The sequence below is a fragment of the Acinetobacter sp. YH12152 genome, from assembly GCF_013418285.1.
GTDB lineage: Bacteria > Pseudomonadota > Gammaproteobacteria > Pseudomonadales > Moraxellaceae > Acinetobacter > Acinetobacter amyesii.
Genome location: NZ_VPCH01000041.1, coordinates 1 through 22,747, shown reverse-complemented (window position 1 = coordinate 22,747; position 22,747 = coordinate 1). Strand labels below are relative to the sequence as shown.

At 42.0% G+C, this 22,747-nt stretch carries 20 protein-coding genes; 14 read left to right on the top strand and 6 right to left on the bottom strand.

The window, feature by feature from the left end:
* Positions 1–18: 18 nt before the first annotated feature.
* The gene (locus FTU83_RS12700; RefSeq protein WP_180106774.1) at positions 19–1,815 is read right to left on the bottom strand and encodes an EAL domain-containing protein; all 1,797 of its coding nucleotides are present in this window, start codon (positions 1,813–1,815) and stop codon (positions 19–21) included.
* 252 nt (positions 1,816–2,067) lie between these two features.
* On the opposite strand from FTU83_RS12700, the gene FTU83_RS12695 reads away from it, so the two are divergent.
* Positions 2,068–3,339: a replication-associated recombination protein A gene (locus tag FTU83_RS12695; RefSeq protein ID WP_180106772.1), complete on the top strand. Its 1,272-nt coding sequence runs from the start codon at positions 2,068–2,070 to the stop codon at positions 3,337–3,339.
* Between the two features lie 335 nt (positions 3,340–3,674).
* Here the strand turns inward: FTU83_RS12695 and purC are convergent, their stop codons facing one another.
* The 3 genes from purC to dapA are packed head-to-tail and all read right to left on the bottom strand — an operon-like array spanning position 3,675 to position 5,951.
* A complete protein-coding gene (gene purC / locus FTU83_RS12690; protein ID WP_078190626.1) occupies positions 3,675–4,394 on the bottom strand; it encodes a phosphoribosylaminoimidazolesuccinocarboxamide synthase in 720 nt (239 codons plus the stop codon).
* 36 nt (positions 4,395–4,430) lie between these two features.
* Positions 4,431–5,036 (bottom strand): lipoprotein-34 precursor (NlpB), encoded by a 606-nt coding sequence (locus FTU83_RS12685; RefSeq protein WP_168379718.1) that lies wholly within the window; start codon positions 5,034–5,036, stop codon positions 4,431–4,433.
* Between the two features lie 15 nt (positions 5,037–5,051).
* Positions 5,052–5,951, bottom strand: a complete 900-nt coding sequence (gene dapA / locus FTU83_RS12680; protein ID WP_078193262.1) for a 4-hydroxy-tetrahydrodipicolinate synthase — start codon at positions 5,949–5,951, stop codon at positions 5,052–5,054.
* A 723-nt stretch (positions 5,952–6,674) separates the two neighbouring features.
* On the opposite strand from dapA, the gene mhpT reads away from it, so the two are divergent.
* The 5 genes from mhpT to ppk1 all read left to right on the top strand — a co-directional run bounded on the left by mhpT (position 6,675) and on the right by ppk1 (position 12,456).
* Positions 6,675–7,886 (top strand): 3-(3-hydroxy-phenyl)propionate transporter MhpT, encoded by a 1,212-nt coding sequence (gene mhpT, locus FTU83_RS12675; RefSeq protein ID WP_180004342.1) that lies wholly within the window; start codon positions 6,675–6,677, stop codon positions 7,884–7,886.
* 152 nt (positions 7,887–8,038) lie between these two features.
* On the top strand, positions 8,039–8,428 hold the full coding sequence (locus FTU83_RS12670; protein WP_180022316.1) for a hypothetical protein: 390 nt from the start codon (positions 8,039–8,041) through the stop codon (positions 8,426–8,428).
* Between the two features lie 70 nt (positions 8,429–8,498).
* Positions 8,499–9,149 carry a bifunctional nicotinamidase/pyrazinamidase gene (gene pncA, locus FTU83_RS12665; RefSeq protein WP_180022346.1) on the top strand — a complete coding sequence of 217 codons (651 nt, stop codon included), beginning with the start codon at positions 8,499–8,501 and terminating at the stop codon, positions 9,147–9,149.
* 73 nt (positions 9,150–9,222) lie between these two features.
* A complete protein-coding gene (locus FTU83_RS12660; protein ID WP_180106770.1) occupies positions 9,223–10,194 on the top strand; it encodes a bile acid:sodium symporter family protein in 972 nt (323 codons plus the stop codon).
* Between the two features lie 198 nt (positions 10,195–10,392).
* Complete coding sequence (gene ppk1 / locus FTU83_RS12655) at positions 10,393–12,456, top strand: polyphosphate kinase 1 (protein WP_180106768.1); 2,064 nt, start codon at positions 10,393–10,395, stop codon at positions 12,454–12,456.
* Positions 12,457–12,505: 49 nt separating this feature from the next.
* Here ppk1 and FTU83_RS12650 read toward each other — a convergent pair whose 3' ends face one another.
* A complete protein-coding gene (locus tag FTU83_RS12650) occupies positions 12,506–13,762 on the bottom strand; it encodes a hypothetical protein (protein ID WP_168379711.1) in 1,257 nt (418 codons plus the stop codon).
* Positions 13,763–13,839: 77 nt separating this feature from the next.
* On the opposite strand from FTU83_RS12650, the gene serB reads away from it, so the two are divergent.
* From serB to FTU83_RS12635, 3 genes are all read left to right on the top strand, one after another.
* Positions 13,840–15,060 (top strand): phosphoserine phosphatase SerB, encoded by a 1,221-nt coding sequence (gene serB / locus FTU83_RS12645; RefSeq protein WP_078193257.1) that lies wholly within the window; start codon positions 13,840–13,842, stop codon positions 15,058–15,060.
* A gap of 414 nt (positions 15,061–15,474) precedes the next feature.
* A complete protein-coding gene (aciT, locus tag FTU83_RS12640) occupies positions 15,475–15,807 on the top strand; it encodes an AciT family ciprofloxacin tolerance protein (RefSeq protein ID WP_078190616.1) in 333 nt (110 codons plus the stop codon).
* Between the two features lie 156 nt (positions 15,808–15,963).
* Complete coding sequence (locus FTU83_RS12635) at positions 15,964–16,443, top strand: SCP2 sterol-binding domain-containing protein (RefSeq protein ID WP_078190615.1); 480 nt, start codon at positions 15,964–15,966, stop codon at positions 16,441–16,443.
* Between the two features lie 80 nt (positions 16,444–16,523).
* On the opposite strand, the gene dtd is transcribed toward FTU83_RS12635, so the two are convergent.
* A complete protein-coding gene (gene dtd, locus FTU83_RS12630; protein ID WP_168379709.1) occupies positions 16,524–16,964 on the bottom strand; it encodes a D-aminoacyl-tRNA deacylase in 441 nt (146 codons plus the stop codon).
* 229 nt (positions 16,965–17,193) lie between these two features.
* Here dtd and FTU83_RS12625 point away from each other — a divergent pair, with 229 nt between their 5' ends.
* The 5 genes from FTU83_RS12625 to asd all read left to right on the top strand — a co-directional run bounded on the left by FTU83_RS12625 (position 17,194) and on the right by asd (position 22,601).
* Entirely contained in the window at positions 17,194–18,711 is a 1,518-nt protein-coding gene (locus FTU83_RS12625) for a catalase (RefSeq protein ID WP_180106766.1), read from the top strand.
* 185 nt (positions 18,712–18,896) lie between these two features.
* A complete protein-coding gene (locus FTU83_RS12620) occupies positions 18,897–19,433 on the top strand; it encodes an ankyrin repeat domain-containing protein (protein ID WP_180106763.1) in 537 nt (178 codons plus the stop codon).
* 109 nt (positions 19,434–19,542) lie between these two features.
* Positions 19,543–20,751 carry a nicotinate phosphoribosyltransferase gene (gene pncB / locus FTU83_RS12615; protein WP_180004352.1) on the top strand — a complete coding sequence of 403 codons (1,209 nt, stop codon included), beginning with the start codon at positions 19,543–19,545 and terminating at the stop codon, positions 20,749–20,751.
* 153 nt (positions 20,752–20,904) lie between these two features.
* Positions 20,905–21,753 carry a sulfurtransferase gene (locus FTU83_RS12610; protein ID WP_180004391.1) on the top strand — a complete coding sequence of 283 codons (849 nt, stop codon included), beginning with the start codon at positions 20,905–20,907 and terminating at the stop codon, positions 21,751–21,753.
* Complete coding sequence (gene asd / locus FTU83_RS12605; RefSeq protein WP_180004355.1) at positions 21,750–22,601, top strand: archaetidylserine decarboxylase; 852 nt, start codon at positions 21,750–21,752, stop codon at positions 22,599–22,601. The genes FTU83_RS12610 and asd overlap by 4 nt, the downstream gene beginning before the upstream one ends.
* The last annotated feature ends 146 nt before the right edge of the window (positions 22,602–22,747 follow it).

Sequence of the window (22,747 nt, the reverse complement as noted above, 5' to 3'; positions counted from 1 at the left end):
TGTCTTGCTCCACAAGTTTTAGTGACTCAAAAGTTCTATCGCATGGTCATAACTGAGCGGACGATAAAAGTAAAAACCTTGTCCAGTATGACAATTACATTCTTTTAAGGTATCGACCTGTTCCGGTTTCTCTATACCTTCGACTAATATATTCAGGGAAACACTCGCACCAATTTGTGTAATCGCTTTGACAATGGCAAGTGCTGAACAGTCGGTATGCATGCGTTCCACAAAATTACGGTCTATCTTAATACAGTCGACAGGGTAATTACTCAAACGTGTTAATGATGAATGACCTGTACCAAAATCATCTAGAGAAATGTGTATGCCATGCTCTTTTAATAAATGGAGAGCGCGAATCACATAATTTGAGCCACGTTCTGACAGGCTTTGCTCGGTAATTTCGACCTCAATAATGTCTGGTGATATACCAAACTGCTTTAAGCGATTCAGTAGTTTTTCCGCATAATCATCACGTAAAAATTCGACAGGTGCAGCATTTATTGAAATCGGTAGCGGTTGTAGTCCGAGTTCAATCCATTTTTGAATATCTTGAAAGATTTTAATTTGCATTGTTTTACTAATGCGTGAAGCCAATTCATAATCTTGAAATGCAGCAAAAATTTGAGAAGGTAATTGTAATTGTTGGTCTTTATCATACCAACGTAACAACGCTTCAAAGCCGATAACTTGACTGTCAGACAGACGAACTTTGGGTTGATAAAACGGAATAATTTGATTGGAATTAATCAAGCTGCGTGCAAGCGTTAATTGGCGAGTAGTATTTTCAAGGGTTTTGAACATAGTATGGTTGAACATTCGTACACCACCACGACCACTGCTTTTTAAATCATTTAGCGCAATATCAGCACATTTAAGTAAATTCGAGGAATTTTGTGCATCGCGTGGGTAGATCGCACAGCCAATACTCATACCAATATTGATACTTTGCCCATTATAGAAAATGGGCATGTCCATTTGCTGACAGGCGATGCTGGCAAAATTCTGTAATTGTTGTTGCGATTTTAAATTTGGAATAGAAATGGCAAATTCATCGCCACCTAAACGTGAAACTACAATATTTGTATCAAAACATTGCTGAAAACGCTGCCCAAGGGTATGCAGTAAATGGTCTCCTGCACTATGACCTAAGGTGTCGTTAATATGCTTAAAATAATCTAGATCGATTAATAACAAACCCAGTTGTTGCTGATGTTCTCGCGCCACTTTTAATTGGCTTTTAAATACTCGACTAAACGCACGGCGGTTTAATAAACCTGTTAAATCATCTTGTTCAATGATGCGTTGAAGTTTATTTTCTGCAAGTCGCTGTATCGTAATATCACGTGATACACAGAGGATTTCTTTGACTTGGCCATATTCGTTGAATACTGGGCTGAGCATATTATCCCAATAAGCCAAGGGTTCATCTGCTACTTGGCTCATGCCGACAAAGCGAGATATTTTACCTTCTTTGGCTTCGGCAAAAGCATTCAAACACGCGTCACGGACTTCTTCAGGCAGTAATTTATGCCAAGACATACCAAACTCAGTTTCAGTTAGAGGTACGCCCAGAGCTAAACATCCCGCGCGGTTCATATGCAGAACTTGACCGTCTAGACTTAATAATTTTATACAGTCGACACTAGCATCTAACATTTGATTACGACTATTCAGTTTTTCTCGTAATTCAGCGAATTGATTATCTTGTAATTGTATATTCTTGGCTTGGGGCATTTTTTGAAATAAATTTATAGGTAGATCAATGCCTTGTTGAACTTGAACGATTCGCTTTTGCTTTGTTGATTGCTTCATACAATCTGTCCAATTGGGTCAGGCAAGTCTAAAATGGGATATCTTGCCGATGATACTTTAATTTGATCAATAAGGGCTAGGATGTCTTGTTACATTATAGTTAACATTCGCCTAAGCTTTTTTACATGCAAGATACTTAAATAACGACATTAAACCACCCTCCTAAATTGAATACCGAATAAAGCAAAGATTCTGCCAAGGCAGTGTTAGAATAGAAAAAACGTCCCCAATTGCCGGAAACGAAATAATAAGATGTCAGACAGCCAAATTCCTCTTCCTGAACGCATGCGTCCTCATGATTTATCTCAAATTATTGGACAAGATCACCTTTTGGGTGAAGATGCACCGTTACGCCAGATGATTGACCAAGGGCATTTGCCATCGATTATTTTTTGGGGACCTCCAGGTGTAGGTAAAACCACGATTGCATTGTTGTTGGCGCAGGCTGTTGACCGACCATTTATTAGTTTATCTGCGCTCAATACTGGGGTGAAAGAGTTACGTGAAATCATCGCCGATGGTGGAGATTTATTGACACCTGTGGTGTTTATTGATGAAATTCATCGTTTTAATAAGTCACAACAAGATGCATTACTGAATGCAGTTGAAAAGGGCAAAATTACCCTGATCGGTGCAACCACAGAAAATCCCTCATTTGAAGTCAACAATGCCTTATTGTCGCGTTGTCAGGTCTATACCTTAAATGCTCTGGATAATGACGCAATTCAGCGCTTATTGGATCAAGCCATTCACCAAGATTCGTTTTTAAAAGAGCGTTATATTCAAATCGAAGAATATGAAGCTTTATTTCAATTTGCCGCAGGTGATGCTCGTAAAGCATTAAATCTTTTAGATTTAATCGCCAGTACGTTTGAGCCAGACTTAGAAAATATCATTAACAATGCGGTGGTAGTCAAAGTTGCGCAGCAAAATATTGCACGCTATGACAAATCGGGCGAACAGCATTACGATTTAGTTTCGGCTTTTATTAAGTCGATTCGAGGTAGTGATCCAGATGCCGCTTTGTATTGGATGGCTCGAATGCTCAAAGGTGGTGAAGATCCTGTCTTTATTGCTCGTCGTATGTTGATTGCGGCATCAGAAGATATTGGCAACTCAAATCCAAATGCTTTGCTGTTGGCAGGAGAATGCTTCCGATCTGTGCAGGCAATTGGTATGCCTGAGTGTCGAATCATTTTGGGGCAATGTGCGGTGTACTTGGCAACCAGTGCAAAAAGTAACAGCACTTATTTGGCCATAAACAAAGCTTTAGATTTGGCAGAAAAAACCTCGAATCTACCCGTGCCATTGCATTTGAGAAATGCACCAACCAAATTGATGAAAGAGCAAGGCTATGGCGTGGACTATTTATATCCACATCATTATCCTGAGCATTTTGTCATGCAGGATTATATGCCGCCTGAACTGAAAGGCACTAAGCTGTATGAGTCTGCACGTAATAAACGTGAAGTTGAAGGTGAGCGTTTGCAGCAACGACGTTGGATGCAACAACAGCAACAATGATTTGAATGATCATAATGGCAAGGCGCTTCGGCGCCCTTTTTTATGTCTATTTCATGCAAAAAAAAGCCCAACTCAAGGCGAGCTGGGCTGAAAAAATAGGATGTCTTTGGGGAGATACATCCTAGAGGGTAGATGGAAAATCTGGTCGGTATACACATTGGAAACTTATAGATCCTAGTGCTGCCTGGTATGTAGCTATCTTAGTGTGAACTTGGGTAAATGTGAAACAGAGGATTTTTATGGTTAACATTTGTTTTTTCGATCATGGATTAATCGAGTAATATTTCATTAAAAAACCGAGCTAAAGAGCTCGGTTTTTCAAATCGATGAACGACTTAGATATCAGAAAGGTCGATACCTAAACGTGCAGCAACTTCTTCATACGCTTCAACCACACCGCCTAAACCTTGACGGAAACGGTCTTTGTCGAGTTTTTTCTTAGTGTCTTTGTCCCATAGACGGCAGCCGTCTGGAGAGAATTCGTCACCCAGTACGATACGGTCGTGGAACACGCCAAATTCAAGTTTAAAGTCAACAAGCAGCATGTTGCCTGCATCGAATAGACCTTTAAGTACTTCGTTTACTTTATAAGTCAATTCTTTCATTTGAGCGAGTTGTTCAGCAGTCGCCCAACCTAAAGCAATCGCTTGTGATTCATTCACCATTGGGTCGCCTAACGCATCGTCTTTGAAGAACAATTCGAAAGTTGGCGGAGTAAGTTCTTTACCTTCTTCAACGCCTAAACGACGGCAAAGTGAACCTGCTGCATAGTTACGAATTACGCACTCTACAGGAACCATGGTTAATTTTTTCACTAAAACTTCAGTTGGAGAAAGAAGTTTTTCGAAATGAGTTTCGATACCAGCCGCAGCCAATTTTTCCATGATAAAGGCGTTAAAACGGTTGTTCACCTTACCTTTGCGATCCAGTTGTTCAATTTTTTCACCGTTGAATGCAGAAGCATCGTCACGGAAAACTAGGATGAGGTGGTCAGAACTATCTGTTTCATAAACAGATTTCGCTTTACCAGTATAGAGCAAGGTTTGTTTTAACATGAGGGAACCTTTTTCGAGAAAAAATGCCTAGTACGACTAGGCTGGCCAATTTTGGTAAATCTGAGCTAACAGATCTGCAGCTTTTTCTTTGTCTGCAAAACTGTTATCGGCATTGAACACAGCGATGTTATTGCTTGAACCTACAGAAGAAAGTCTTAAGACATAGGTCTGCTGATCGACCTTGACGGTTACTTCGTAACGGTTTTTGCTCTGACCAACAATGGTATGGTTAAGGCTGCTGAGGGTAGCAAGTGTGTATTGCCAAATTGTAGCAGAATTTCCTTCAACTTTGATCAGTGGATTTTGATTTCCATCCACCAATAGTTGAGGGTGGCTAATATTTGTACTGTCTGTTGAGGAATCTGCGACGACATTATTTTTTTCCGCGGCTGGACGCGGAAGGGCATAGCGATTGCCACGCTTATTTTCAAGCTTTGGTGCATGCTCAATTGCTAGCGGGTCAACTGATGGAGCAGGATACAAAGGCGTTGCAGGACGAACCATTGACCCTTCAGGGTATTTCAGCGGTTCAACATCTGTGGTTTGTTTATAGTCCAGTGTGCCATTATTAAAGGCAAGTGAACTACAACCGGCTAATGTAAATACTGAAAGTGCCAGGCTAAGTCCTAAACGTAATTGCATGATGTTTGCTCTTCTTTATTTGATAACGCCCGCAGTGATGAGTGCTTCACGAAGCGGAGTACGATATTGTTCTGCAAGGGGTGTTAATGGTAAGCGAATGCCTGTTTCAATCAGGTTCATCTCATGAAGTGCCCATTTCACAGGAATTGGGTTCGATTCGCAAAATAAAATTTGATGTAAATTTGCAACAGTATTGTTTTGTTGCTCGGCTTGGACTGCGTCACCCGCCAAAGCGCTTGCACACACTTCGCTCATTTCTTTTGGCGCCACGTTCGCAGTAACCGAAATGTTGCCTTTAGCACCTAAACCCATTAACTGATAAGCCGTTGCATCATCACCTGAGTACACCACCATATCTTTGCCTTTAAGGCCTTCAATGAGTTCTTGACCACGAGGAACATCGCCAGTGGCGTCTTTAATGCCCACGATTTGTGGAATATCAGCAAGACGGATCACGGTGTCGTTGTGCATGTCTACACCGGTTCGGCCAGGTACATTGTATAAAATTTGAGGTAAATCAACAGCTTCAGCAATCGCTTTGTAGTGTTGATACAGGCCTTCTTGGGTAGGTTTGTTATAGTATGGTGTAACTAATAATGCCGCATCTGCACCTAACTCTTTGGCTTCTTTGGTGAGTTCAATCGCTTCGTGGGTTGAGTTTGCACCTGTGCCGGCAATAATTGGAATGCGTTTGTTCGCCACACGGATGATTTCTTTGATCACCTGAGTGTGTTCGGCCATGCTCAAGGTAGAAGCTTCACCTGTAGTCCCTACAGCAACAATACTATTGGTGCCTTGCTTTATATGCCACTCAACCAGCTTCTCGAGGCTCTTCCAATCTACGCTGCCATCTTCAAACATTGGGGTGACGATTGCGACAATTGAACCTTGAATGGTCTGAGCTTGCTGAGTCATTTTGAAAAGCTATCCTATTTGTCCATCCGACAAGATGAAATATTGATTTCTGGATGGTTTCGAATTTTGATTTGTAGCATGTTCATTGGGCTATACCCAAATTGAATAATGCTTACGCAAATTATGACTGATCAAACGCATAAGAACAATATGCTTTGGTCAAAGCCATAAAATTCTTTATACAAATCAAACTTAAAACAATCAAGTGTAAAATAGCGGTTTTTTTGCAGCCTGAAAATTGTTCAGCAGGGGCTGAATCTTGAAAATGTTTTATTCAATCGAGAGGGTTGGCATGGTTGATGGGATTGATTAAATCATCAGCAAAAGGTTGATCTATGTGTATTCCGTGCTTTTTAATCAGAATTTAAGATTAAATAACAATGACTAAAGATTTAAAAACTATATCAATTCGCTCGGGTTTTATTACAAATGATTGTTAAAAACTTGGGTAATAATCTTTTTTATATCTAATAGAAATAGACATGTTTTTATGAGTGTTTAAAAAGATCGCTTGATTTGACTGTTCATTGCACGATTCATATTTTTTTATTTTAAATTTTTAATTGTTTTTACGACTTTGTGACTTAAAGCACAAAAACTATTACACCATGCACGTAATCCAATTTTGGACGAAAGGCTTTAACTTATTGGTAGTTATATCCTTTATAAGGCTCAGCGATGATGCGACTTAATTTGAACGCTGATGACAACAAGGATTCTCCAATGGAAAAGTCAGATAATAAGCATGCTATTGTCACGGTAGCAATCTGCTTCCTTATTGCCGTAATCGAAGGTCTGGATATTCAGGCTGCAGGTATTGCAGCAGCAGGGATTCGTGAATATTTCGGGCTGGATAGCTCGCAGCTAGGGGTGTTTTTTAGTGCCGGTATTTTAGGATTATTACCTGGTGCTTTGGTGGGTGGTCGGATTGCAGACCGAATGGGCCGTAAAAAAGTATTAATTTGGTCTACGGGGATGTTCGCCATCTTTACCTTATGTACGGTATGGGTAAATAGCTTCCATAGCTTACTCGCTGTACGTTTTCTTGCAGGTGCAGGTTTAGGGGCAGCAATGCCAATTTTAATTACCTTGGCATCTGAAGCGGTAACGCCACAAAATCGTGGTCGTGCAGTCGGTTTGATGTACTGTGGTATGCCTGTGGGTGCGGCAATCTTATCATTGGTCGCAATGACGGACTTCGGTGCAAACTGGAAAAATATTTTCTATTTAGGTGGTTTATTACCGATTGTTGTGATTCCATTGATGATTTGGTTCCTGCCCGAATCGCGTGAATTCTTGAAAGCCAAAGATCAAGCGGTTCAAGCGACCGCCAATGGCGAAGTGCAACAAGGTGCTTTCAAAAACCTCTTTAACACAGAAAACCGTTTACGTACTTTCTCAATTTGGGTGAGCTACTTCTTCACCTTGATGGTGGTGTACATCATGTTGAGCTGGTTACCGTCGTTGTTCACCGAACTCGGTTTCACTCGTAAAGATGGTGCAACTGCGCAGTTCTACTTCATGGTGAGTGCAACCATTGGTACGATCATTTTAGGTATGTTGACTGATCGTTGGAAGAAAGCTTATGTGATCATTTTGATGTACGGCGGTATTTTGGCAGGTCTATTTGCGCTGAATGGTGCAGGTTCATTGACTCAAATGTACATGGCGTCAGCTTTAGTCGGTGCATTCGTGATTGGTTGTCAAGGTGTACTGTATGCCTTCGGTGGTATCGTGTATCCAACACAGTTACGTGGTACGGGTGTTGGCGTAGCTTCAGCCGTTGGTCGTGTCGGTGCAATGTTAGGCCCTGCAATTGCGGGTCAGTTATTGGCAGCAGGTTTTGGTGCGGCAGGGGTGATTACCGCGGCAATTCCATGTATCGCAATCTCTGCAATATTTATGTTGTTATTGGTACGTCGTATTCCATCATAAGAAACATGTTATATCAAAAAAAGCCCGCATCATGCGGGCTTTTTTTATGGCGACAATAGAAGTCGCACTAATGCTCTAAACCAATATAAATAAATGTATTTTATGTAAAAATACAGCAGAAAGAGAAAATAAAAAATCAACGTAGAGGGGCTATGTCAGCAAGAAAACTGGTCGCAATTTTTAAAGTTGATCAACGTGAATTCAGTTTGTATCTACATCAATACGAATTTATCTTGGAACTCAAACCTGTATTTCAAAGAAATCGCCATCAGCCGAGACAAAATGCGTGGTTGGCCTTTGCCGATGAACCTACCCTAGAAGATGTTGCTGAAAATATTAATGCGTTTGAGGTCATGCAACAGACACGCCGCCATTTATTAAAATATATCTTTCAACATCAACCGCGCTATTTTTATTTTCATGCTTCGACTCGGCGAAAAGCCCGTATTTACCCACGCTTTGCACAGCGTTTGGTTGAGCATTTGCCCAAGTATCGGTATTGTCAGGAAGGACAGTCATTTTATTTTTATGCACAGGACTGAATACTAAGGCTTTTAAAATATGAGCGAATCAGTAGAGTCGCCGACAATGCATGACAACGGATGGAGAGATATGCAAAAGAATACAGCGCTGATTGTGGTCGATGTACAAAATGGTTTTACCCCAGGCGGTCAGTTGGCTGTTGCCAATGCCGATCAAATTATTCCAGGGATTAATCAATTGGGACAATACTTTACGAATATTGTGCTGACTCAAGATTGGCATCCAGCCGACCATATTTCTTTTGCTGAAAATCATCCTGAGCATGCACCTTATGACAGCATAGAGCTGAATTATGGAACGCAAGTATTGTGGCCAACACATTGTGTACAAGGTACACAGGATGCCGAATTACATCCTGATTTAAATTTACCGACGGCGCAGCTGATTATCCGTAAAGGTTTTCATCAGCATATCGACAGCTACTCTGCTTTTATGGAAGCAGATCAGAAAACCTCAACAGGTTTGGCGGGCTATTTGCGCGAACGCGGTATTGATACAGTCTTTGTCGTTGGGATCGCCACGGATTTTTGTGTTGCATGGACGGCAATGGATGCGCGTAAGCTTGGTTTTGAAACTTTTGTGATTGCTGATTTGACCAAAGGGATCGATTTACAGGGTTCGCTTCAGCATGCATGGCAAGACATGTTGGCGAATGGGGTGAAGCGTATTTACCTGAAAGATATTGTGCAGCAGCATGCACAGGCATTATCTTTGGCATGACCCAGTGGGCTCAGTTGAGAAAAGGCATAAGGGTGTGCCTTTTTTTGTCCCTGTATTTAAATGGAAGATGCCTATGTCGGCTTTCTTAAAATTCACTCAATTTGTGCAGAAAACATTTGCGATTTGGGTGGTGCTGTTTGCAGCGCTCGCCATGTTTTTTCCCGATGTATTTGTTTGGTTAAAAGCATATATCCCATGGATGCTAGGCATCATTATGTTGGGTATGGGCATGACCATGACACTGCAAGGTTTTAAAAGTGTATTGCAAAGCCCTAAAGCTGTGATGATCGGGGTTTTGGCACAGTTTATTGTGATGCCGGGATTGGCTTTTTTCTTGTGTAAATTATTACAACTGCCGACAGAAATCGCGATCGGGGTCATTCTTGTCGGTTGCTGTCCAGGTGGAACGGCTTCTAATGTCATCACCTATATGGCAAAAGGTAATACCGCAGCATTATCTGTTGCCTGTACCTCTGTTTCGACATTACTCGCACCGGTTTTAACCCCTGCGATTTTCTATTTGCTGGCAAGCCAATGGATCGAAATTAATGCGGCATCGATGTTGGTTTCAATTTTACAAGTGGTTTTATTTCCGATCATTGTGGGGTTAATGATTCGAACTGTCTTTAAGCACCGAGTGGATGCCTATATACAGGTCATGCCATTGGTTTCTGTTGTGGCAATTGTAGCGATTGTGGCAGCAATCATTGCGGGTAGTCGAACACAGATTTTGCAATCAGGTTTACTGATTCTTGGGGTAGTGGCCTTACATAATGGCTTGGGCTATCTATTGGGTTTTTGGGCCAGCCGACTGTTTAAATTGCCCTATGCAGACTGTAAAGCAGTGTCGATTGAAGTTGGGATGCAAAACTCAGGTTTGGGTGTGGCATTGGCGGCGACCCATTTTGCCGCTTCACCTCTGACCGCTGTGCCGAGTGCGATTTTTAGTTTGTGGCACAATATTTCGGGTCCCGCACTGGCAACCTATTGGGCAGCACGGACGAGTGAGCCCAAAGCATTGGAACAAGACAAGCCTGTGCAATAAACAATTCAGTAAAATAGAGGGCAATGTCCCTCTTTTTTGATGTCGAAAATAAATTTTACGATTTGATGAACAGGGCTTTAGGGAATTGCATGCTTTTTTAATTGATTAATGCTATTTGTAACATAAGTGTCATATCCGCTGCCTAACATGCCGGCAAACACTTTAGATATAGACTGTTTCAAACAGCATTGAGAGGGTATGCAACATTTTCAGCATTCATCAGCGACCTATTATAATCGTGAATTGTCACTTTTAGATTTCAATCGGCGGGTCTTGGCTCAGGCACTCGATTCAAGTTTACCTTTACTTGAACGCTTGAATTTTCTCATCATTTTTTCACGCAATTTAGATGAATTCTTTGAAATTCGCATTGCGGGGCTAATGAAACAACGAGATTTGAATGCAATTGTACGGACGCCAGATGCCATTCCGACTGAAGTGGTCTTAGATGAACTTTCCCAAGTGATTCATGACACGGTTGCACAGCAATACCACACCCTCAATCATGCTGTATTGCCTGCACTACAAAGTGAAGGCATTCGTTTTATTCAATTTAAAGATATTTTAGAAAAACATCGGGCGTGGATTAGCCATTATTTTAGTAAAGAAGTTCAACCGGTCTTAACGCCGATTAGCTTAGATCCATCGCATCCGTTTCCACGCTTGGTCAATAAAAGCCTCAACTTTATTGTGAGCCTAGAAGGCAAAGATGCCTTTGGTCGTGCCATTGAAATGGCGATTGTGCCTGCGCCACGTTCCTTGCCGCGTTTAATCAAAATGCCCGCCGAGGTTGAAGGCAGTGCAGAGACACAAATTTTCCTGACCGCCATTATTCAGCAACACATCAATGACCTATTTCCGGGAATGAAAGCGACGGGCTGTTATGCCTTTCGAGTGACACGCAATGCAGATTTAGTTCTGGCTGAAGATGTGGATGACTTGGCGGTGGCATTAAAAGATGAATTGTCTTCACGGCGTTTTGGTCGGGCAGTTCGCTTAGAAATTGAAGCTGATTGTCCGCAAAGCATTATTGATTATTTGTTAGATGAATTTGATTTGAGTGAGCAGGAGCTCTATCGCATTGACGGCCCGATCAATTTATCGCGTCTCAGTGCCAGTTTTAATCGACCTGAACTGAAATATCCGGTCTATACACCGATTATTCCTAAAGTTTTTCGTAAACAAACCGCGATTTTTGATGTATTAAAAACACAAGATGTGTTGTTACATCATCCGTTTGACTCCTTTCAACCGGTTATTAACCTATTACGTGAAGCTGCAAAAGACCCTCAGGTTTTAGCCATTAAGCAGACGCTTTATCGCAGTGGGCCAGATTCGGACATCGTACAAGTTTTGGCGGAGGCGGCTCGCAACGGTAAGGAAGTAACCGCAGTTATCGAACTTCGGGCGCGGTTTGATGAAGAATCCAATATTACCGTGGCCAATATATTGCAAGAAGCTGGGGCTGTCGTGGTGTATGGCATTGTGGGCTATAAAACCCATGCCAAGATGATTCTGATTGTGCGCCGTGAAAATAATCAACTATTGCGCTACGCCCATTTGGGAACAGGTAATTACCACGCAGGCAATGCGCGGATGTATACCGATTATGGCCTGATGACGACGCATCCCGATATTTGCGAGGATGTGCATCGCATGTTTCAGGAACTGACAGGCATGGGCAAGATGGCGAAGCTGAAAGCGTTATTGCATGCACCATTTACTCTGCATACTGAATTACTGAAACTGATTGAACAGGAAATTGTTGCTGCACAAGCGGGAAAATACGCACGAATTATTGTGAAGGTCAATGCACTCACGGAACCGCAACTGATTGCTGCTTTGTATCGTGCATCGCAAGCAGGGGTATCTGTAGATTTAATTATCCGTTCGATTTGTTGTTTGATTCCTCAGGTCAAAGGGATGTCTGAGAATATTCATGTGAGATCTATCGTCGGACGCTTCTTAGAGCATACTCGAGTGTATTATTTTGAGCATGCAGGCGAAAAACGATTGTACTGTGCCAGTGCCGATTGGATGGGACGTAACTTATTTTCACGGGTCGAAACCTGTTTTCCCATTTTAGAAAGCCGTTTGAAAAAACGCATTATGAAAGATTGTTTACTTAACTATTTGGACGATAATCAAAATGCATGGGAAATGCAGTCGAATGGGCAATGGGAGAAAGTCGCGGTTGAAGCAGGTGCCGAACCGCATAACGCGCAAAAATATTTGATTGCACAGAAAATTTCGACCGTTTAAGACAAAAAAATCCCGACTTAAGTCGGGATTTTTGATTTCGCTAAAACCTTTACGAGGCTTTTGACTGTTTGGATTTTAAAATTTCAGTTCTGAAGTTTTGAGCCAATTCAGCAGCATCACTGTCCATCCCATTGAGCATAAATGCATGACGAGTGAGCACATTGGTCGGATTTGGCAAGCTCACCAATTGGAAATGATCTGAAATCTCTTTGAGCAAAGTTGTCGGCACATGAATGGCACTTTCTTTGGCAACCAATTGTTGGACTAAACGCTCAGCCGCTTGTACAGAAGACAATTGCATGGCTTCGACAGAGCTTGAAATCGCACTACGGGTTTGTAAAACGAAACGTTTTTCTTCACGGTAGCGTTTATATAAAACATCTGAAAGCAATTGGAATACTGAGCTGATCATGGTGAGGCAACGCAGCGCATCTGGAGTGTCAGCGGTCATGCTGATGGTTGCGCCATGTTCATCAAACTTATGCACTGTACTGATGTCAGAACTGTTCAATTTATAATGTTGAACACAGAGTTCTGTGGTTTTATTCAAGAAAATTTGGCAGAGATTAAAATACGGCACAGACACGGTTTTGTTGACGCTATCGAGCAGCTGTTTCGGATCATAAAATTGAATATTTAATGCCAAGCTGTTGCTGTCGAGAACCACTGGTTTCATGTCTTTATGCTGTTTTGCTTTGGCTTGCGCATTTTGCTGCGCTTGAGCAATCGCCAGAGCGGCATTATGTTTTTCTTGTTCTAAAGCCTGCGCTAGCGTTTGAATTTCATGTTTTAGACGTGATTCATTGTTGATTCGCGCTAAATATTCAGTACGACTTGGACGCGCAATAGCGCGATACGCCAACCATAACAAGCCATGTAAGAATAATGAAAATAGAATCGCAGCCCACTGCGTACGTAAGATTTCACCAATACTTGGTTTAATTAAGGTGATTTCAACCGTTCCGACTTTCTTTTCGTTTTGCAGCGCATCACGAACAAAGATTTCACCGTCACGGGTTTTGGTCAAACCGCCTGTGGCCAAAACTTGATTATTGGCATTTAAAATGCGGATGGAAGCCACGCTCGGGTTGGTTGCATAGCGGTCAGCAAGTAAGGCTAATGATACGGTATTGGCCGGCTCAAGCTCAGATAGGCTGTCTGTAACCAATTGACTGGTCATCAGTTGTCCCTGACTGGCACGGTTTTCGTTCAATTGGTGGGTTGTTGCCAATACCAATAAAAAGGTATGCAAAGCAAAACAAACTACTAATAGGCTAGCAAATAGCCCTTGTCTAGGCGCATTCAACGTAAACTTCCAAGGCAATTCTATTCAATTTAGATTATGATTCTTACATTAGTTGTAGCTCAGACCCGAGTCAATTCATGCGAGAAATCATTCTTATATCACTTTTAGGACCTGACCAACCTAATCAATTTACACGATTAATGCAGGTTTTGTCCGCACATTCCTTACAGATTTTAGATGTCGGACAAGCAGTCATCCACAATCAGCTGACTTTAGGTATTGTTGTTTCGTCGGAAGACCAGACTGCGACAGCATTAGCCATGAAGGAGATGTTGATTTTAGCACATGATATTGGCTTAACTGTGCGCTTTAAACCAATCTCTACAACAGAATATCAACAATGGGTAAATGAGGGAGGCCGCACACGCTATATCGTTACGGCACTTGCGCCAGAATTACAGGCGTCTCATTTACAGGCAGTTACAAATATTGTGTCGAGCCAAGGCTTTAATATTGAAACTGTGACTCGTTTATCTGGCCGTCCAGAGTTAGATGGATCAAGCGAAGGTCCACGCCGTGCCTGCGTTCAATTTGGCTTAAAAGGCCAGATGTTGGATGCCACTGCGATGCGTGCAGCATGTTTACGTCTATCTACTGAACTAGGGGTAGATGTTGCCGTTCAAGAAGACAATGCTTACCGTCGTAATCGTCGTTTAGTCTGCTTTGATATGGACTCAACGCTGATTGAGCAAGAAGTAATTGACGAATTGGCGATTGAAGCGGGTGTCGGGGCTCAAGTGGCTGAAATCACTGAACGTGCTATGCAAGGCGAGCTCGATTTCCAACAAAGTTTCCGTGCACGTGTGGCACTGCTCAAAGGTATGGATGCTTCGGTATTGCCTAAAATTGCAGAACGTCTGACTGTCACAGAAGGTGCGGAACGTCTGATTTCAACGCTTAAATCACTGGGTTATCGCACGGCTATTTTGTCAGGTGGTTTTCAGTATTTTGCCGAATATCTACAAGCAAAACTGGGTATCGATGAAGTCCATGCCAATGTACTGGACGTCCAAGATGGCGCGGTAACAGGTGAAGTGAAAGGTCATATTGTCGATGGTGCTCGCAAAGCCTTCTTGTTGACTCAAATCGCTGAAGAAATGGGGATTTCATTAGAACAAGCCATTGCTGTCGGTGATGGTGCGAATGACTTACCTATGTTGTCTTTAGCCGGCTTAGGCGTTGCTTTCCGTGCGAAACCTTTGGTTCGTCAAAATGCCAATCAAGCCATTTCAAGCGTGGGTCTAGATGGTGTTCTTTACCTGCTTGGTGTGCATGATAAAGATTTAAATCGTGCTTAAAACCATTTAAGGCACAGTCAAAAACGTAGCCAAAAGGCTGCGTTTTTTTATGCCAAGAATTCAGCTCATCCGATGAACGGTAGAAGAAAATTGTCGATAAAAACAACAATTAACAGCATTCGAAAAATTAATTTTTTTAGCCTAAAACCAGCTGTTTTTTTTGTAATGACACTCGAAACGAGATGCCATCATTGTTCTAGAAATTCTTTAAAAAGAAAAAATGTAATGACAAAATAATGTTGCGACAAGGTGTGTCGCATGGACAAAAAACGAGACTTTTTTTATGCAAAAAACTCAGCATAATGCTTGCAAGAGATTGAGATCGACCAAATCTATTTACTGAAGATACAGTAGTGAGACGGCTCAGCATCCTGTAAGACAAGAGATGTCAGCTGTCAAATGACGGAGGTTTTTATGTTAACAGCGAATTTAGCAACAATCGTTGGCCTGAGCTTGGTATCGGCGGCTGTGATTGCTGTTTTCTTCTCGCCTTATCGTCGCTGGTTAAGTTTTATGCTGGCGGGGATGCTGGTGTGGGGACTCATTGAAGTGATTCGATTTGGCACACAAACCATGTTTGAATTATCAGTAACTTATAGTTATTTAACGGCATTAATGGCCGCAATGGTGGTATTCACTTTAGTATTGTTACGTGAAGACCGCCGTGCAGAGCGTGCGATGGCAAAGCGCCAATGTATAGAGCACACGCCTGTATATGATGAAGAACAGCAATGTTCGAGCCGATAAGTGCCAGAACAAAATTTCAATGAAAATGCGCCTAAGGGCGCATTTTTTTATGAACGCATTAGTCCGATTTGAGATACAAAGCCTTACTTCTCAAAAGCCAAGTTATGGTAGGATGAAGCCAGTCAATTTTCCAACAATTACAATAGGCTTTAAGTCATGAAACTATCATCAATTCCTGTCGTAAAACTACCTTTAGTTGATGTCAGTACGGATCCACTTGATTTACTCGTGGCAGGTTTAGCGCTTCGTATGAAACAGCTTGCACGTACTAGCCCTAAATTCATTGAATTGGTTCATGAACGTCAATTTCGCATTCAAATCGGTACGGATTTGGGTGTTGCACGTCAAATTATTGTAAATAATGGACAGATTGATACTGTTTCAGGTGATGCTGAAAAAGCCGACTTTATTTTGCAATTTGCGGACAGCGAACAGGGCGTAAAAACCCTGATGAAAGGTGACCCAACTGCATTCATGACGGGTATGCAAAATGGCAGTATTAAAATGGAAGGTGATTTTGGGCTTTTGGTTTGGTTTAACCAAGTGGCGAAGTTAATTCCACCTAAACTTCCAAAACCGGTTAAAGAAAAAATCAAAATCGCACGTGCGTTTATTAAAGAAAAAACAGGTAAGTAAGATTTACGCCTTGTTCTCCTCCTTTAGTGGAAGGATTAAAAAAAAGCCCTCTTTTGAGGGCTTTTTTTATGCTTCAGTTGTTATTCAACTTCTAAATTAAAGGTCACTGGACCGTCATTAACCAAATGCACTTTCATGTCGGCAGCAAAGATGCCTGTTTGTACATGGTCATATTGGCTCTTGGTGTAATCGACCAGCTGTTCATACAGTGCTTTGGCATCGTTTGGCGGCATGGCAGGGCCAAAATCGGGGCGCAGGCCTTTTTGCGTTTGCGCCATCAGGGTAAATTGAGACACCAAGAGGATACCGCCGCCGGCTTGACTGACATTCCAGCCCATCTTGCCTTGTTCATCATCAAAAAAGCGGTATTTCAAGATCTTATCAATCAGCTTTTTGCCTTTTTCTAAATCGTCAGCTTTGCCAAGGCCTAAAAACACCAAAATACCGTGATTAATTTCACCCGTGATCTCACCATCGACCACCACTTTGGCTTCTAAAACACGTTGTAACAAGGCCCGCATAACTTCTTCCGAGTAGAAAATTGAACATAGGGCAGGGATTGTAGCAAAGACAGCATTCTTTCGAGGCGATGTGTAGAAATTTTTGGGCTCAAACATTTGAAAATGAACTGTATATTTTTTATAAATCTAATAATGCGATTGAATTTATAAAAATAATCTGTTTTATCTATTTATTGAATGCCAGTATCTTTGCGGGGCAGGAAAGGTATTTAACAGAGAGATTAAGACGATGTTTAAGCGTTCTTTATTGGTTGCGATGTTAGCAACAGCAACAGCGGAGACTCAAGCAGCGCTATTAACTAAAGACAATGGTGCACCAGTAGGCGATAACCAAAACTCGATTACTGCGGGTCCAAATGGTTCAGTTCTACTTCAAGACGTACAATTGGTTCAAAAATTACAACGTTTTGGTCGTGAGCGTATTCCTGAGCGTGTGGTACATGCCCGTGGTACAGGTGCGTATGGTGAATTCGTTGCAACTAAAGATTTATCTGATCTAACCATTGCTTCATTGTTCAAAGCAGGTACCAAGACTCCAGTTTTCTTACGTTTCTCGACTGTAATTCACGGTAAACATTCTCCAGAAACTTTACGTGACCCGCACGGTTTTGCGATCAAGTTCTATACACAAGAAGGCAACTGGGACTTAGTGGGTAACCAAACTCCAGTATTCTTTATCCGTGATGCGATCAAATTCCCTGACTTCATCCATGCCATGAAGCCTAGCCCAATCAACAACGTTCAAGACGCAAACCGCGTATTTGACTTCTTGTCTAGCCAACCATGGGCAACCAACATGTTGACTTATGTGTATGGTAACCAAGGTGTTCCAACTAGCTACCGTGAGCAAGATGGTTTTGGTGTGCATGCATACAAGCTTTATAACGACAAAGGCGAATACAAATACGTTAAATTCAACTTCCGCTCTAAACAAGGTGTGAAAGGTCTGAACGTTAAAGAAGCTGCTGAGCAACAAGGTAAAGATTTCAACCACTTGACTAACGATCTTTATAACAACATCAATGCTGGTAAATTCCCGAAATGGGATCTTTATATCCAAGTGTTAGATCCTAAAGATTTAAACAGCTTTGATTTTGACCCGCTTGATCCAACAAAAATCTGGCCTACAGATCTAGTGAAAGAAACCAAAGTGGGGACTTTAACGCTGAATCGTATGCCAAAAAACTTCTTCAATGAAACTGAACAAGTGGCATTGGCTCCAGGTAACTTAGTTCCAGGTATCGAGCCATCAGAAGACCGTCTGCTGCAAGGCCGTATCTTCTCTTACTCAGATACTCAAATGTACCGTTTGGGTGCGAATCACCAGCAAATTCCAGTCAACCGTCCGCTTGTTGCTGTTAACAACAACAACCAAGATGGCTACATGAATGTTAGCGAGCGTGATTCTGACGTGAACTACGAGCCAAGCCGTAAAGAGCCTAAAGCTGCCACTGAGAAAGCACGTGCAGTTCAAACACCGCTGACTGGCACAGTTCAACAGATCGGTACCAAAGAGCAAAACTTCAAGCAAGCGGGTGAGCTTTACCGTTCATACTCTGCTAAAGAAAAAGACGATTTAATCATGAACTTGGCTGCGGATCTTGGCAACGTAAAAGATTCTGAGACCAAGCACATCATGTTGTCTTACTTCTACAAAGCAGATGCAGATTACGGTATGCGTATGACCAAAGCAGTAAACGGTAACCTTGCAACTGTAAAAGCCAAAGCAGCACAACTGAAAGACTAATTTCGATCAGTCTGAAGGATTGGTAACTAGGGGCTAGAACGTTACCTCAAAAAAGTCCTATGAAGCTCCATACCTTTCCTGCACCCTAGGGGGAGTTTCATAGGCACTCCTTAAATATTCATTTTTTTTAATGAAATGAATTGTTTCCAATTCAATTCTACATTCGATTTCTGTTGGAGTTCATCATGAAAGTTATGCAGCATTTGACTTTAGCCAGTCTTCTTGCGTTTGGTTCCGCATTCGCAAACGTGGCAATCGCGGAAGATATCTCCCCCGCTAAAGCGACTGCAAGCGATCAGATGACCTCACAACAGGAATTGATTGCAATCTTTTTTGCCGCAGCCAAAACCGGCAATGAAGAAGTCATCAATGAGTTTCTCAAGCATGGTTTTCCTGTTGATGTGCGCAATGCCTCGGGTTTTACACCGCTGATGATGGCGACCTATTATGGTCATCAAAATATTGTGACTCGCTTGTTGGAACATGGTGCAGACCGCTGCGCACGTGACAATAAAGGTAACACCGCTTTGATGGGTGCCATGTTTAAATTGGAATGGGCGATTGCAAAGCAATTACGCCAAGTGGATTGCGATGCAAATGCCAAAAAAATGGGGCAAAAGACTGCAGAACAGTTTGCGCGTGAATTTGGTCAAGAAGAAAAATATCGACAGTTACTCAAAAATAGTGAGCTTGATCGCGCTCAGCTTCAGCAAAAAAATTGAAAAAAGTCGATGAATCGCGGTGATTTATAAGTTATTCCACTAAATCAATCGGCTTTTTATCAATAAAGTATGCTTTAATGCAAAGAGTTGATAAAAACTGAAAGTCTTTATGTCTCCAATCATCCAATCCTTATTAGACACAGATCTGTATAAATTCACCATGCTTCAGGTGGTGTTACACAAATTTCCGCAAACCCATAGTGTGTATCACTTTCGTTGCCGTAACTTGGATGATACAGCCTATCCACTGGTCGAAATTTTGGATGATTTAAACACGCAGCTCGACATGCTATGTCAGTTGAAGTTTAAAGAAGATGAATTGCAGTATTTACGCAGTTTGCGTTTTATTAAAAGTGATTTTGTTGATTATCTTGAATTATTTCAGCTCAAACGTCGTTTTATTAAAGCCGGAATTGATGAAGAAGGTCGTTTAGATATTTGGGTAGAAGGCCCAATGGTTCAAGCGATGATGTTTGAAATCTTTGTCTTGGCGATCGTCAATGAACTGTATTTCCAACGTATTCGTACCCCAGAAACATTGGTTGAAGGTGAACGTCGTCTTCAACATAAAATTGCGCTGTTAAAACAATACGAAGCGGCACAAAATCCAAATGATCCGCCATTCTTAGTCTCTGATTTTGGGACGCGCCGTCGTTATAGCTACGAATGGCAAAAACACGTGATTGCTGAATTTTATCAAGCCGTTCCGAATATTTTCCGTGGCACCAGTAATGTCCTGATTGCCAAAGATTTGAATATTATTCCAATCGGCACCATGGCACATGAATTCTTGCAGGCGTTCCAAGCTCTTGATGTTCGATTACGTGACTTTCAAAAAGCGGCACTAGAAACTTGGGTCCAAGAATATCGCGGTGACCTAGGGATAGCTTTGACGGACGTTGTCGGTATGGATGCGTTCTTACGTGACTTCGATTTGTACTTTGCCAAACTATTTGACGGTTTACGTCATGACAGTGGCGACCCGTATGAATGGGGCGATAAAGCCTATGCACATTACAAAAAGCTTAAAGTCGATAGCAAAAGTAAAATGTTGACCTTTAGTGATGGTCTAAATATCGAAAAAGCGTGGGATTTGCATAATTACTTCAAAGACCGTTTCCAAGTTAGCTTTGGTATTGGCACCAACTTGACCAATGATATGGGACAAACTGCGCTGAATATCGTACTGAAACTGGTTGAATGTAATGGTCAATCTGTGGCAAAAATTTCAGATAGTCCGGGTAAAACCATGACGGATAATGATACTTTCTTAGCGTATCTACGTCAGGTGTTTGACATCTCTGAAGTTAGCGCTTAAACACAGCATTAGATAAAACTAAAAAAGCCGAATCAATGATTCGGCTTTTTTATATCTAAAATATTGCTAAAGGAATGCAAAAATTCAGAATAATAGTGAAAATGACTTATGCTAAGATCGAATTTAATCGCACAAAATACAACACGAACAACGATGACAGCATCTACACTGAATTTTGGTCTACTGATTGAAGCGGAAGAATTGGTTCCACATCTTGGTAATGAAAAACTACGGATCGTCGATTTGAGTCGTCGTTCGGTTTATGACCAATTGCATATTCCACATGCACTGCATGTGCAGCCGAAACTGTTAGTGCGCCAAGAAGAACAAGCGATGGGGCTTTTACCTGACCAAGCCGGTTTAGAACAGCTCATCAGCTATCTGAATATCAGTCCAGAACATCATGTAGTAGTGTATGACGATGAAGGTGGGGCATGGGCTGGTCGACTGATTTGGAACTTACATTGCCTCGGTTTTGAAAATACCAGTCTCCTCAATGGTGGCATCCATGCTTGGCTTGGGGCAGGCTTACCGACCTCGTCTGAAATTGAGCAATTTGAACCCGTGAGCCCATTGGTTGAAGTAAGTGCAGAGGCGCGTGCTCAGTATCAAACAAACTATGATGAGCTATTGGCTCGTGTGCAGCAGGAGCAAATCCAAGTATGGGACTGCCGTACCGAAGATGAATATACAGGCCTACGTTTGGCTGCGCGACGCGGCGGTCACATTCCGGGGGCACGACATTTCGAATGGAGTACTGCCCTTAACCGAGAAAATCATTTAAAATTGCATCCTTTAGAACGCACACAACAACGCTTAGAACAATTGGGATTCAATTTAAACGAACCTGTGGTGGTATATTGTCAGTCCCATCATCGGTCGGGCCTAGCTTATATACTGGGACGTTTACTCGGTTGGAATATTCAAGCTTATGATGGTGCGTGGAGCGAGTGGGGCAACCGACTCGATAGTCCTGTGATCACCGGAGAGTTGCCGTCTTGAGCCTTACATCTCAGTTAAAAAAACAAATTTTTATTCAAGCTCAGCGTGTTGTTCCACAGCACAAATTATCGCGTATCGTCGGTAAATTGGCTGCAAGTGAAAACCCTGTGGTGAAAAATGCCGTGATTACCGCATTTAAAGCGCAGTATGGCATCGACATGTCGATTGCTGAGCAAAGCAATGCCTTAAAATTTAAATCATTCAATGAATTTTTCACTCGCTCTTTAAAAGAGGGTGTGCGTGAAATTGATAGCAATGCCAATAGTGTTGTTTCACCCGCAGATGGTGCAATTTCTCAACTGGGTAAAATTGAAAATGGTGACGTATTTCAGGCCAAAGGGCAGAAGTTCACCGTTGAAAACCTGATTGCCGATCCACAATTGGCAGAGCCGTTTAAAAATGGGCAGTTTGCTACGGTTTATTTGTCACCAAAAGATTACCACCGTGTACATATGCCATTTGCAGGGACATTGACAGAAACTTTGTATGTACCGGGTGAATTATTCTCTGTAAACCAAACCACTGCTGAAAATATTCCGGGTTTATTCGCTCGTAATGAACGCATGGTCTGCTTATTTGATACAGAAGTTGGTCGTATGGCGGTCGTACTGGTAGGCGCAATGATCGTGGCAGGTATTGAAACCGTGGCTACAGGTAAAGTTAAACCTACAGGGCGTTTGGAACTCAATCAACACGATTTATTTTTAGAAAAAGGTGCAGAATTGGGCCGTTTCTATTTAGGTTCAACAGCGGTTGTGTTGTTTGAAGAAAACAAAATGCAATGGGATGCGACCTTTAAAGCCAACTCCACTGTGGTGATGGGTGAAGCCTTAGGGCATACCATTTAAGGAATTCCCTCTCCTTTTAGGCATAGGTATCTACACAAATCCCAAGTTTTGGGTTAAATTGAAGAGCATGCTCTTCAATTTAATATCTCCCATCTTGATACACGTCTCGTCAGACGATACAACGCCCTCGTAAAGCTTAATATGAA